This is a genomic window from Pedobacter gandavensis, assembly GCF_014172405.1.
GTDB lineage: Bacteria > Bacteroidota > Bacteroidia > Sphingobacteriales > Sphingobacteriaceae > Pedobacter > Pedobacter gandavensis.
In genome coordinates, this window is record NZ_WNXC01000002.1 from 239,835 (window position 1) to 252,843 (window position 13,009).

General features: G+C 40.3%; 13 protein-coding genes. 4 read left to right on the plus strand and 9 right to left on the minus strand.

Translation table 11 applies throughout. From position 1 onward, the window contains the following. From GM920_RS08875 to GM920_RS08895, 5 genes are all read right to left on the minus strand, one after another. On the minus strand, window positions 1-771 hold the full coding sequence (locus GM920_RS08875) for an SDR family NAD(P)-dependent oxidoreductase (protein WP_182955926.1): 771 nt from the start codon (window positions 769-771) through the stop codon (window positions 1-3). Between the two features lie 26 nt (window positions 772-797). Beyond that, complete coding sequence (locus GM920_RS08880; RefSeq protein ID WP_182955928.1) at window positions 798-1,937, minus strand: DUF4861 family protein; 1,140 nt, start codon at window positions 1,935-1,937, stop codon at window positions 798-800. A gap of 81 nt (window positions 1,938-2,018) precedes the next feature. Beyond that, window positions 2,019-2,861 (minus strand): 5-dehydro-4-deoxy-D-glucuronate isomerase, encoded by an 843-nt coding sequence (kduI, locus tag GM920_RS08885; RefSeq protein ID WP_182955931.1) that lies wholly within the window; start codon window positions 2,859-2,861, stop codon window positions 2,019-2,021. A gap of 101 nt (window positions 2,862-2,962) precedes the next feature. Then, window positions 2,963-4,159: a glycoside hydrolase family 88 protein gene (locus GM920_RS08890; RefSeq protein WP_182955934.1), complete on the minus strand. Its 1,197-nt coding sequence runs from the start codon at window positions 4,157-4,159 to the stop codon at window positions 2,963-2,965. A 55-nt stretch (window positions 4,160-4,214) separates the two neighbouring features. Beyond that, window positions 4,215-5,249: a LacI family DNA-binding transcriptional regulator gene (locus GM920_RS08895; protein ID WP_182955937.1), complete on the minus strand. Its 1,035-nt coding sequence runs from the start codon at window positions 5,247-5,249 to the stop codon at window positions 4,215-4,217. A 226-nt stretch (window positions 5,250-5,475) separates the two neighbouring features. Here GM920_RS08895 and GM920_RS08900 point away from each other — a divergent pair, with 226 nt between their 5' ends. From GM920_RS08900 to GM920_RS08910, 3 genes are read left to right on the plus strand one after another with little or no spacing between them, the layout of a single operon-like run. Next, window positions 5,476-6,228: a (Fe-S)-binding protein gene (locus GM920_RS08900; protein WP_182955940.1), complete on the plus strand. Its 753-nt coding sequence runs from the start codon at window positions 5,476-5,478 to the stop codon at window positions 6,226-6,228. 4 nt (window positions 6,229-6,232) lie between these two features. Next, a complete protein-coding gene (locus GM920_RS08905) occupies window positions 6,233-7,609 on the plus strand; it encodes a LutB/LldF family L-lactate oxidation iron-sulfur protein (protein ID WP_182955943.1) in 1,377 nt (458 codons plus the stop codon). Then, the gene (locus GM920_RS08910; RefSeq protein WP_182955946.1) at window positions 7,602-8,186 is read left to right on the plus strand and encodes a LutC/YkgG family protein; all 585 of its coding nucleotides are present in this window, start codon (window positions 7,602-7,604) and stop codon (window positions 8,184-8,186) included. The genes GM920_RS08905 and GM920_RS08910 overlap by 8 nt, the downstream gene beginning before the upstream one ends. Before the next feature lie 7 nt (window positions 8,187-8,193). Here the strand turns inward: GM920_RS08910 and GM920_RS08915 are convergent, their stop codons facing one another. Both GM920_RS08915 and GM920_RS08920 read right to left on the minus strand, forming a co-directional pair. Then, window positions 8,194-10,125, minus strand: a complete 1,932-nt coding sequence (locus GM920_RS08915) for a PAS domain-containing sensor histidine kinase (RefSeq protein ID WP_182955949.1) — start codon at window positions 10,123-10,125, stop codon at window positions 8,194-8,196. Window positions 10,126-10,465: 340 nt separating this feature from the next. Next, the gene (locus tag GM920_RS08920) at window positions 10,466-10,996 is read right to left on the minus strand and encodes a GNAT family N-acetyltransferase (protein WP_182955952.1); all 531 of its coding nucleotides are present in this window, start codon (window positions 10,994-10,996) and stop codon (window positions 10,466-10,468) included. A gap of 160 nt (window positions 10,997-11,156) precedes the next feature. Between GM920_RS08920 and GM920_RS08925 the strand changes: the two genes are divergently transcribed. Beyond that, a complete protein-coding gene (locus GM920_RS08925; RefSeq protein WP_182955955.1) occupies window positions 11,157-11,693 on the plus strand; it encodes a GNAT family N-acetyltransferase in 537 nt (178 codons plus the stop codon). 62 nt (window positions 11,694-11,755) lie between these two features. Here GM920_RS08925 and GM920_RS08930 read toward each other — a convergent pair whose 3' ends face one another. Together GM920_RS08930 and GM920_RS08935 are read right to left on the minus strand one after the other, a co-directional pair. Further along, entirely contained in the window at window positions 11,756-12,046 is a 291-nt protein-coding gene (locus GM920_RS08930) for a GNAT family N-acetyltransferase (protein WP_182955958.1), read from the minus strand. Between the two features lie 17 nt (window positions 12,047-12,063). Beyond that, the gene (locus tag GM920_RS08935; RefSeq protein WP_182955961.1) at window positions 12,064-12,936 is read right to left on the minus strand and encodes a pirin family protein; all 873 of its coding nucleotides are present in this window, start codon (window positions 12,934-12,936) and stop codon (window positions 12,064-12,066) included. Window positions 12,937-13,009: the final 73 nt, after the last annotated feature.

Consider the following 13,009-nt stretch of genomic DNA (forward strand, 5'->3'; position numbering starts at 1 on the left):
TTATCTCCCCATCCATCCACCGTCAACAGTCATCACTGTCCCGTGCATATAATTTGAAGCTTCTGAAGCCAGAAATACAGTCGGTCCTTTAAAATCTTCTGACTCTCCCCATCTTCCCGCAGGAATACGTTCCATAATAGAGCGACTTCTATCCTCGTCCGCCCTTAAAGCCGTCGTGTTGTCCGTAGAAATGTAACCTGGTGCAATCGCATTCACATTCACCCCTTTACTCGCCCATTCATTCGCAAAAGCTTTAGTTAACTGTCCTACAGCACCTTTACTTGCCGCATAACCCGGAACAGTAATTCCACCCTGGAACGTCAAAAGAGAAGCTGTAAAGATGACTTTTCCATATCCTCTCTGTACCATCTCTTTTCCAATTTCACGAGTCAGGATAAATGGTGCTGTTTGGTTTACGGCTATCACTTCATCCCAATACTCATCTGGGTGCTCCGCTATTGGCTTTCTCAAAATAGTACCTGCATTGTTCACCAAAATATCAATCACCGGATGTTCAGCCTTCACTTTTTCAATAAATGCTTTTAAAGAATTCCGGTCGTTGAAATCACATTGATAAGCATAAAAATTACGTCCCAGTGCTTTTACCGATTTTTCTACTGCAGAATGCTCTAATTCCAGACTGGCAGACACGCCAATAATATCTGCTCCCGCTTCGGCAAGCGCTTCGGCCATTGCTTTTCCTATTCCACGTTTACACCCTGTAACCAGGGCTATTTTACCTTTTAAATTAAATAAATTCAGTACCGACATTTGATGATATTTTTATAAAATAAGACTTATTGAACAGTTACCTTTAAAGGCTGTTCTAATGTTTGTTTAAAATTGTTCAGGTAAGTAAACCAAGCTTCAGCAGTGGTAATTTCTCCAGCTTTATCCCATGCGGCACCATTATAATACACTACAGGCGACCCATTTTTTGCGGTAGTTTCTGCCAATAACTGTTCCTTGGTTACCTTCATCTGAAGTTTAGGATCTGATAAGATCACCCCTATGCCCATAGTGCCATCTGCGCCATGTTGAGGCTCCCAGTAACCCATCACACCTTTTTGCTCATTGAGCAATAAAGTTCCTGGTTCTGGTCTTTTGATAATTCCAACTACGACTGGTAAATCACCACCTCCAGGATATTCATAATTTGCTTCTACCCTATTCAAATGAGAACCTGCATCCAGAGAAATCGTTTTCGTTACCTTCACTAGTTTTCCAGCTACATCCCAATTTTCATAACTCAATTGAAAAGTAAAACGCAATGCCCCGTGATCCAGGATTTTCCAGGTACGGTAATTTAAAGGATAATATATTTTATCACCTGCTATTGGGGCAATATCACCACCACCAAGCGTCAGGCCTACATGGTAATAATCATTCCCATCACCAAGATCCTCATGGTACCTACCTCTTTTATAGCGCTCATTAAGCACCATTCTGCTCACTCTTTTTCCCCATACATCAATACCATAAGCATTTTCCTTAGGGCTACTTTCTAAAGCTTTTCCATACATACGAAAAGCCACTTTATCATTTTCCCAGGCAAAATCATCCTTACGCTCTGGAATGTATCTACCGAAAGTCTTTTGCACCGGCTTTAACGCTTTCCCAGGAATAATAGTCAGTTTAACCGTTCCATTTGCCGGCACATCCAATTGTACTAACAGATTCTGAGGACTTGTCTGGCCTTTATATTCCAGTTGAAAAGGAACTTCTTTTTGTACCGAATTGAGTACCTTAAAGTTGGCAGTATCTATCGCTGGAAATTTAGAAAGTACCTCTTGCCAGGGTATCGTTGTGACCGCAGCTGTCCTTTTCAGTTTCGAAGAATTCTGAATGCTGATGATGGCCTTCGCATTTTTTGTTTGCGCAGTAAGGGTGATGGGCAAAGTTGCACATACCCATAAAAATAGGAGAATCTTTTTCATTAGTTCATACGGTTTATAGGATCAGGCGACAACCTTTCAGTACCGCCTGATCATTGGGTTTTCTTTTAGAGCGCTAATCAATTACCTCAATTCTGTTATCGCGCAGTGGTCCATATCGCCATAATCCAAATTTTCACCAGCCATACCCCAGATGAAAGTATAATTGCTGGTTCCTGCGCCAGAATGTACCGACCAGTTTGGAGAGATAATCGCCTGTTCATTTTGCATCCAGACATGTCTTGTTTCCTGAGGCTGCCCCATAAAATGACACACACTTTGTCCTTCTGGTACTTCAAAATAGAAATAAACTTCCATCCTGCGATCGTGGGTATGTGCCGGCATAGTATTCCAAACGCTACCACTTTTCAATTCTGTCATTCCCATTTGCAGTTGACAAGTAGGCAGTACACTATTCACAATCAGCTTATTAATCACCCTGTGATTGGCTGTCGCTGCAGAGCCTAATTCTACCACTTCTGCTTCCGCTTTAGAAACTTTCTTTGATGGATAAGTATGATGTGCAGGGGCTGAATTGATGTAAAATTTAGCTGGTGCATTTGCATCAGCAGAAGAGAAAATAACTTCTTGCGTGCCTTTACCCAGATATAGCGCTTCTTTATAATCCAATTCGTAAGTAACTCCATCGGCAACCACACTGCCTTTACCTCCGACATTGATCATCCCCAATTCTCTGCGTTCCAGGAAATAATTAGCTTTTAAGTTTTCAGGATTTGATAAAGGCACAGACTTACTTACAGGCATTACACCACCGGCAATATATCTATCATAATGAGATAAAGTCAAATGTATGGCATCTGCTTCAAAAAGCGTCTCCATCAAGAAATTATCGCGTAATCCTTGAGTATCTAATTGCTTTCCTTCATTCGGGCTCAATGCGAACCTACTGTCAAAATATGTTTTCATTTGTATAAATTTTAATATGTTTCTGCCTGTTAAAAGTTAAGGCTTTGTTTAAATAAATTGTTATTTTATCATCAAATCAAACTGACAACAAGTACCTTCCACTATAAGTACCAGTTTTTATAACGGTGCAAGGCTTCTAAAAAGTAATAATCTGCATAAGTTAAAGGCACATCGATTTCCGTTTTATGTGGAATAGAGCCTACACTATGCATCAAAAGAAAACCACCATTCTCTCCCAATTTTGCACGATATGCATCAGAAGCAAGAGAGCGGATCATCTTTTCTGCTGCTGTCACATAAGTTTTGCGTTCTTTTTTGTTGACATACTGTGCCAACTCCAATAATGCTGAAGCATTTACAGCCGCCGCCGATGCATCACGATAGGTATTGGGAATACCCGGCGCATTAAAGTCCCAATAGGGAACCAAATCTGCTGGCATATTCGGGTGATTTAGAATAAACTTAGCGATATTTCTAGCCTGATCCAGATAACGTTTATCTTTGGTAAAACGGTACATCATGGTGTATCCATACAAGCCCCAGCTCTGACCTCTGCTCCATGCAGATTCATCAGCAGCACCCTGCGCAGTTTGTTTCTTTACTACTTCCCCGGTTTTCATATCATAGTCTACCACATGGTAAGAGCTAAAATCCGGACGGAAATGATTTTTCAAAGTCGTATTGGCATGAGTAATGGCCACTTCTTTATATTTTTTATCACCACCATGATCTGATACCCAGCTTAACAACTCCAGGTTCATCATGTTGTCAATAATCACAGGTCCTCCCCATCTTTTACTGGCATTCCAGGATTGAATAACCTTTGCTGCAGGGCGATATCTGGTCGTCAATGAAGCTGCCGCAGTGTCTATCGTGGTTTTATACGCAGGATTTTTAGTGATGCGGTATGCATTCCCAAAACTACAATACATCATAAAACCCAGGTCATGGTTTCCAGTATAATGTTTTTCTTTCTCCAAAATTCCCAATCTTGCAGTTGCTTCAGCCAGAATTTCCGGGTCTTTTGTGTATTCGTATATATATAACAAAGTCCCTGGATAAAAACCACTACACCACCATTTGGTATCACTGGTTTGCACTTTATTCTTCTCCGCATGATAAGTTTGAGGCATTACATCCGCCGGAACATTCTTACTAAGTACTTTATACTGCTGATCAGCAAATTTAAACTGATCGTCAATTAACTGGCTCATACCCTCTTTTGCCGGGCTATCCTGGGCCATCAGCACAGCACTATTCAGCATTAATAAATTTAATAAAACTACAAGCTTTCGCATAATCTACTATTTAATTCAAAATTTATATTTACTCTATTTAGGTTCTCTCTAAAAATTAAGAAGACATCCGTCTGATCAAATCAACCGGAATGACATAAGGCCTTTGCTCCAATCCTGATCCCTTTTCTCCACTTTTCAGCTGCTCTATTAGCACTTCAACAATTTTTTGCCCAACCTTAGCAGGATACTGTTCTATGGTAGACAAAGCAGGAGTTGTGATCGAAGTTCTCGGATCATTTGAGTAGCCGATAATTTTCAAATCACGGGGCACCTGAATCCCGTTCTCTTTGGCAAATTCCAATGCTGCAATTGCCGTCACGTCATTCGCAGAAAACAAAGCATCGGGAACAACTGTTCCTGAAAACATCTTCGCCATTGCTTCTTTTGCATTTTCATGAGTCAATTCCTGATGAAAAACCCATTCCGCATGTATAGGCAGCTGATGTTGCTCCATGGCTTTTCTAAAACCCGCACTGCGATCCTGATAAAGATTAGAGCTTAATTTCCCGGAAATATGGGCAATCCGCTGGCTCCCTGTTTCAATCAAATGAGTAGTTGCCAGATATCCTCCACGAAAATCATCCCCTTTAATAAACGTTGCAGGATAGGCATCCAAAGGAACACGGTCATAAAAAATTACGGGAATGCCACTGCTCACCAGCTTATCAAAATGACTAAAATCCGTAGTTTGCAAAGTACAAGCAACAATCAATGCGTCCACCCTGGAGGCATACAGAATGTCAGCAAGTTCTTCTTCCATGCTCAGCAGATCATTTGACTGACAAATGATCAGGTTATACCCATGCTTATGTAAGGAATTCTGAATTGTAGTGATTACTTCTGCATGGAAAAACATGGATATACGCGGAACAATGAGTCCAACAGTATGGGTTTTATTACTCCTTAAACCGGAAGCCATCTGATTCCTTCTATAGCCCAGTTGCGCCGCCATTTTCAACACATCATTTTTTGTTTTCTCTTTAACATGGGGATGATTGTTGAGCGCCCTTGAAATCGTTGCCGGAGAAAGCTTCAACGCCTCAGCGATATCAAGGATTGTATTCTGTTGCGGTTTTTTATCCTTATTCATCTATAAAACTGGATTTTCAGTAAATTAAGCACAGGCAAGCTAGTCATTTATCCCATAAAATGAAAACGTTTTCATAAAATTACAAAAAGGGCTTATTCTCCGTTATTTTGGCAATATATTAAGCAGAATTACCGATGGAGCCCTAAATTCCATCAAAAGTGATAACTTCCCTTTTTCTTAGGAATCCGATGTGATACCTGGTATCACGAAACCTTAAATTCAATTTATGACCGTTGGCCTTTTTATCCCTTGCTACATCGACCAGTTTTATCCAAATGCAGCAATCGCCACCTTAAAGCTGCTTCAAAAACTAGGTGTTAAAGTAAGTTATCCACTACAACAAACCTGCTGTGGTCAGCCTATGGCCAATTCTGGTTTTGAACACTTAACAACTGGTTGCAATGAACTTTTCATTGATAATTTTGCGGAGTTCGACTATATTGTTTCTCCTTCCGGGAGTTGCGTCTTACACATAAAAGACCATTTACATAGCGAAGGACAACCAGAAAAAGCGAAAACCGTTCGTAAAAAAGTGTATGAACTGACGGAATTCCTAACAGACATCTTGAAAGTAGAAAAGTTAACAGCTCGTTTCCCACATAAAGTAGGCGTACACCAAAGCTGCCATGGCCAACGAGGATTGATGATGTCTCAAATGACAGAACTAGTAGCTCCTCCATTTTCGAAACCGCTTCAACTTTTAAACATGGTGAAGGATTTGGAATTGGTCGCATTGAGTCGCCCAGATGAATGCTGTGGATTTGGGGGAACCTTTTGCGTAGCAGAAGAGGCAGTATCTGTAAAAATGGGTAAAGATCGCATTGCAGACCATGTTAATCATGGTGCGCAATACATCACCGCAGCAGATATGTCCTGCTTGATGCACATGGAAGGGATTTTGAAACGCCAAAATAGTCAGGTAAAAGTACTGCACATTGCAGAAATCCTAAATGCAGAAGAATTTAACGCAGAAATTTAAGAAAATGAGTACAGGAATAAAGGACCACGCAGCATTATCTGACATTTTCAATCAGGACGAAGCCCGCGTAGACTGGCACGACGAAACCTTATGGTTTGTACGTGCAAAGCGTGATAAAGCCGCAAATACCCTTTCAGAATGGGAAGCACTTAGAGAAAATGCTTCTCAAATAAAAGACCACGTATTGTCTAACCTCCACGACTACCTCTCGGAGTTTGAAAGCAATGCACAAAAAAATGGCATTACCATACATTGGGCTGCTGATGCTTTAGAGCACAACCAGATCGTCCATGAGATTTTAAAAGCGAAAGAAATCACCAGAATGGTAAAAAGTAAGTCTATGCTGACTGAAGAATGCCATCTGAACGAATATTTACAAAAAAACGGTATTGAGGTGATTGATACTGACCTGGGTGAGCGTATCGTCCAATTGGCAGAAGAACCACCAAGTCATATTGTTCTGCCTTGTATCCACAAGAAAAAAGAGGAAATCGGAGAATTATTTCACGAACATCTCGGTACTCCAAAAGGCGCTTCAGACCCGCAACTGCTCACTGCTGCAGCCAGGGTACACCTTCGGGAAAAATTCCTGACCAGAAGAGCGGCGATTACCGGTGTCAATTTTGCCATCGCAGAAACCGGAGAGTTCGTAGTCTGCACCAATGAGGGAAATGCAGATATGGGCGCACACCTTTCCGAGGTTCACATCGCCTGTATGGGTATTGAAAAGATCATTCCAAAACGGGCTAACCTTAGTGTATTTTTAAGGCTTTTAGCGAGAAGTGCCACAGGTCAACCAATTACCACTTATTCAAGCCACTTCCGCAGGCCAAGGGAAGGACAGGAAATGCACTTAATTCTGGTAGATAATGGACGAACTCAGCAATTGGGAAGAGCAGATTTTCGCAACGCGCTAAAATGTATCCGTTGTGGAGCTTGCATGAATACCTGTCCGGTATACCGCAGAAGCGGTGGACACAGCTACCATACCGCTATTGCCGGTCCCATTGGAGCCATTTTAGCGCCGAACCTTGACATGAAGCAATATGCCGATCTGCCCTTTGCCTCTACGTTATGTGGATCTTGCACAAATGTGTGTCCGGTAAAAATTAACATCCATGAACAACTGTACAAATGGCGCCAGGTCATTGTGAAAGAAGGCTATGCAGATCCTAAAAAAGCAATCGCTATGAAAGCCATGGAGTTCACCCTCTCCAATCCTTCCGTCTATAGAAATGCAGGTAAGGCCGGTAGATGGGTGATGAAAAACATACCTTTCCTGGTCAATAACAAGTTAAATGCCTGGTACAATCAACGTGATATGCCAACGCCACCCCAACAGTCTTTTCGTGAATGGTATAAAAAAAACAACAATGAGTAGCAGAGAAGAAATCCTTGCACGTGTTAAAAAGAACCAACCTCCTTTAACCGTTTTACCTGCAGATTTAACTGCCTTGATTCAATATCCGAACCCAATGGAAATGTTCGGTATCGTGCTGGATGGAATTGGAGGAACGATGTATCCGGTGAAAGATTATGAGGAAATGATTGGGCTTATTAAAACACAATTTTCAAATTTACCAAGAGTCATCTCGACAATTCCTGAATTAAAAGAACTGACTGAAAAAAACTGGGAAGGCCAAGATCCTCATAGCTATGAAAACGTCGATGTAGCAATTATTGAAGCTCATTTCGGAGTAGCAGAAAATGCAGCACTCTGGTTTACAGAGTCTTTAATGGGACAGAGAGTAATCCCTTTTATATGTCAGCAATTGGTTGTAGTGGTTCATAAAAAAGATATTTTATCCAATATGCAGGAAGCTTATCAGCAAATTGCAGATTCCAGCTATGGTTTTGGTGCTTTTATTGCCGGTCCATCAAAGACTGCAGATATTGAGCAATCATTGGTACTCGGTGCCCATGGTCCCAAAAACATGACGGTTTTTGTACTCGCATAACCTATTCCTATTGGATTTTTGAAGGAGCATCAACTGGCAATGTGAAAAAGAACCTACTTCCTTTGCCAGGCTCACTTTTAAGGCCGATCTCCCCATGATGCCGCTCCACAATATCAGCACAAAGATATAATCCAATGCCAAAGCCTGAAGCATTTTTGACTTGCATATCGTCGATTCTATAGTAACGATCAAAAATCTTATGTTGATGAATGTTGTCGATTCCAATGCCATGATCTTCCACAGAGATTAACACCACTTCGTTTTGCAATTTTGCAGAAACCAACACATCCCCTCCTAGCGGAGAATATTTAATAGCATTACTTACCAGATTATCAATTACCTGTGTGATTTTATGCTTATCTGCATAAATCATAGGTAACGATTCCGCATCGAATAGAATTGGATGGTTCTTTTCCTGAAATACATAATCATTAATAACCTCTTTAATCAACTCATTCACATCGATCAATTCCGTGCTAAGTTCTGTCTTATTGGTTTCAATCTTTGAAAGATCAAGGAAACTATACACCAGTTTCGTCATTTTATTAATCTGCCCTTCAATCCTGGCACCTACACTTTTAATAAAATTAGGATCTGCCGCCGCCTTACTGGATTTCAATAATTGTGCATAGGCTTTCAAAGAGGTTAAAGGTGTCTTAAGTTCATGACTTGCAATGGCAATAAAATCGTTTTTTTTCAATTCTTCCTGCTTACTCTCTGTAATGTCCATCACCGTCCCCAACATTCTGGCAGGTGTTCCATTCGCATTAAAAATAACTTTTCCAGTAACGCTGATCCAGTAGATGAGGTGATCAGGCCTCACAATTCTGCTTTGTCTATTATATTTACCAGAGTCTAGCGCAGTTTGAAAAGCCTCTTTTACACCAATAATATCCTCAGGATAAACCAATTCACGAAGCTCTTCAAAAGTCAGATCTGTCTTTCCAGGAATGCCAAATAAGTCCGCCAGACTAGGAGAATAAATGAGCTCCATGCTTTGCAGATCCAGGTCCCAGCTCGCAATACCTGTTGCCTCAGAGGCCAGTCGAAGGCGCTCTTCCGTATTTTCTATGGTTTTCCTGGTGAGCACCCTTCCGGTCACATTATTGACCACTGAAAGTAATCCGGTCACTTCCTGCCCTTTGCCAAAAACAGGCTCCAGATTCAAGTCAAAATAGAAAATTTCCATCACCCCATCGCGCTCATACTTAACCGGAGATTCTCTGCCTTGATAAGATTGACCACTGGAAATCACCTCCTCAAAAATTTCCCGATACCCGAATTCCAGCATAGAAGGTAAAAGATCGAAAATCGATTGCCCCAAAACCTCTAAAGGCCCACCTTTGCCCCAAAGCTTACAAATGGCTTCATTGGCATATTCAATGATGAAATTTCCCTTGGTATAAAGCGCCATTCCTATCGGCGCTTTCATAAACATTTTGTGCAAGCGCTGCTGCTGCTGAAGGAGGTTTTCTGCTGATGTACTGGCCATCTCTTTCAACATCACCTGTGCAGTCACATTGGCAGTAGTATTGATGATATAAGCCACATTACCATCCTCGTCCAGAACTGGCTGATAAGAATTTGACCAATATAAAGGCTCCAATTTCCCTGTCTCACTGGAATAGATATCATATATATAAATCGGAAGCTCTATCTTTTTCTTTGTTCTCAGCATTTCCTTTAAGGTAGAAAGTGCAAGGCCTTTACCATAATCATCTTTTATTTTACCAGGAAGAACATCGAGCAAATTCTTACCCAATAACTCTGTCCGCGACTTTAAAGACATGTCAATAAATTGATCGCTAACTGCTAAAATGGTAAAATCAGGGAAATTAGCTTTGAAAACAACCGACTGTGGAGATACTTTAAAATAGTTCTGGAAATGCTCCCCTGTGTAGAAACAATCGCTGGTAAGTTTAGAAAGCGCCTGGTCCATATGTACAGAAATTTTTCAGGATGATAATCATTATTAAGGAAAATAAGCTCGTAGATTAATCTGATAACGTAAAATATGAGTATAAGTTTTAAAAATTCTACTCAAATTCCGTTTAAAATATACCTTTTGGTTAACAATATGATAACCTTAAACTTAAGAGTAGCTTATACCAGATAAATATCTTTGAAACAGACGCTCCACAATTCTATAATCCTTGCAACTGAAAGAATATAGAAAGCAGCAGGGAAGAGAACAAATAAGATTGTATTCCCTAATAACTACATATTTTTCTTTTCTCGACGGGCTAGTAGATCAAAAATGATCGCTATCCCGTTTTTTATTAGGCTAATTTTTTCTGAGGTTCCCGCAGTAAAAACCAATGTACCATCTCTTCTTTTATGAATTTCTGGTAAAAGCCCAGATGGGTTAGCGTTTTCGTAGAAGCCTCATTTACATGGGCACAACGGGCAGTAATCATTTTGACATCAGACTGCTTGAATGCCCATTTAATCAATCCTTCAGCTGCCTCAGCGGCATAACCTTTGCGCCTTTCAGCCGCTATTATCGCATAGCCAAGATCAACAATACCTTCCACCGTTGGCAGGCCTTTAAAACCAGCATCGCCAATCAGTGTTTTACTCGCTTTATCAATGACCATCCAGGATTCAAAACCAGAAGGTTCTGCTACCAATTCCAGATTTTCAATGATCCTTGGCAAACATTCTTTCAGTTCATCATCAGGCCAACCTTTGCCCAACTTTAAACCCAACTCCGTTAATAAAGTAAACTGTCCATCCATAACTTCTTTTGCAATCTGGATTGTAAATGGAAGTAAATAAAGACGTTCCGTAGTTATCTTTTTTGATTTCATGACTATGCTAAGCTCAATAATAAGAATATTTTAGTCTTTAAACTATATTCCAAACAATTATTTTTTTAAAACCCTAAACCTTTTATAATTCTAAAGTATTGAGCAATTTTGCAATTCTTTATTACCACGCTTATAGCAAGCCTGTTTATCTTTATCCCCGATGAAAATTTTTGCAGAAACAGATCGTATTATTTTAAGAGAGATTACCCTCGAGGATGCGCCATTGATGTTCAAAATGGATTCTGATCCAGAAGTACATAAATACCTGGGCAGCAACCCTTTAAAAAAAATCAGCGAATCAGAAGAGATTATTCGCTTCATCAGACAGCAATATGAAGAAAATGGTATTGGCAGATGGGCGGTTATTGACAAAGAGAGTAACCAGTTTGTAGGATGGGGAGGTATAAAATTCATTACCACACCAATCAATGATCGTAATCAATTTTACGAAGTAGGTTACCGCTTTCTAAAAGAACATTGGGGTAAAGGTTATGCTACCGAATCTGCTAAAGCTTCTTTGAAATATGCCTTCGAAAAAATGAATCTGGAAACCGTTTATGCCATGGCACATGGCGAAAATGCAGGTTCTCGTCATGTTTTACAGAAATCTGGCTTAAAAATCACAGGGCATTTCGACGATGAAGGGATAAAATGCGACTGGTTTGAAATCAGCAGAGAAGATTGGTTAAAATTATAAAAAAAAAGAGCCTGGCCATCAATTTGACCCGGCTCTTTTTTTAAGAGAATAAACGGAATAAATTATTCTACAATCCTGTTCCAGTCAGGGTGACGTTTTAAATAAGCAGCAACCAGCGGACATAGTGGGATCAATTTGTATCCATTGTCTTCGATATATGCCAACGTTTTTTCTATCACTGCCGTAGCCGCACCTTTACCTTTTAATTCTTCCGGCGATTCCGTATGAATCAACCAGATCTTTTTATCGCGTTCTTTATACTCGATAAACGTAACGTACTCCCCTACTTTAAGCTCAAAACGATGTTCTTCCAGGTTCTTCACCAGGGGTAGACTCACATATTCCTCATTCATAACCTTATATACTTTAATTAATCAGCCAATTCACCAAATTTACCCATGTTAAAATCAACGATAGCCTGACTGATTTCTTCATCTGTATTCATTACAAACGGACCGTAACTTACGATAGGCTCGTTCAAGGGCTCACCACTCATCAATAAAATCACACTGTTTTGATTTGCTTTCAAATGAATCTCTTCTCCTTCATTTGCAAACAATACAAAATTATGCTCCCCTACACGTTCTCCATTTACTTCCACACTACCATTCACCACCAACAAAGCAGTGTTATGCGTAGCAGAAACAGAAGTACTTACTGTTCCTCCCTCATTTAATTTAATATCAAACAGATTAACCTGACTGTAGGTTTTTGCAGGACCGGAAATTCCATTAAAACTTCCGGCAATTACATTCACCACCCCCGCAGCATCTGGCAACTCAATTTTACCCATTCCCGCAGCGGTCAACTCCTGATAATGTGGCGCTACCGATTTATCTTTTTTAGGCAGATTTACCCATAACTGTACCATTTCAAAAGGACCACCCTTTTTAGAAAACGCTTCTTCATGGTACTCTTTATGTAAAATACCATTTCCAGCTGTCATCCACTGTACATCACCAGAATTGATGACCCCATGACTACCTGTACTGTCATGATGGGCTACCGTTCCTTTATAAGCAATAGTTACCGTTTCAAAACCTTTATGTGGATGGACACCTACGCCTCTTACATGACTTGAAGGACCAAAATCATACTCAGGATTAAAGTCCAGGAGCAAAAACGGGCTGATTCTTTCCTGAGGGATACCTGCTCCCGGGATATAATTAAATACCCTAAACCCATCACCAACCATGTGTGGTCTGCCAGAATTTGTCACGATTTTTTCAATTACCTTTTTCATTACATTTCTCCTTTTTTTGACACAATAGTCAATCGCCATCGCGAATTAATTATTGTATACAAAGATACCCCTG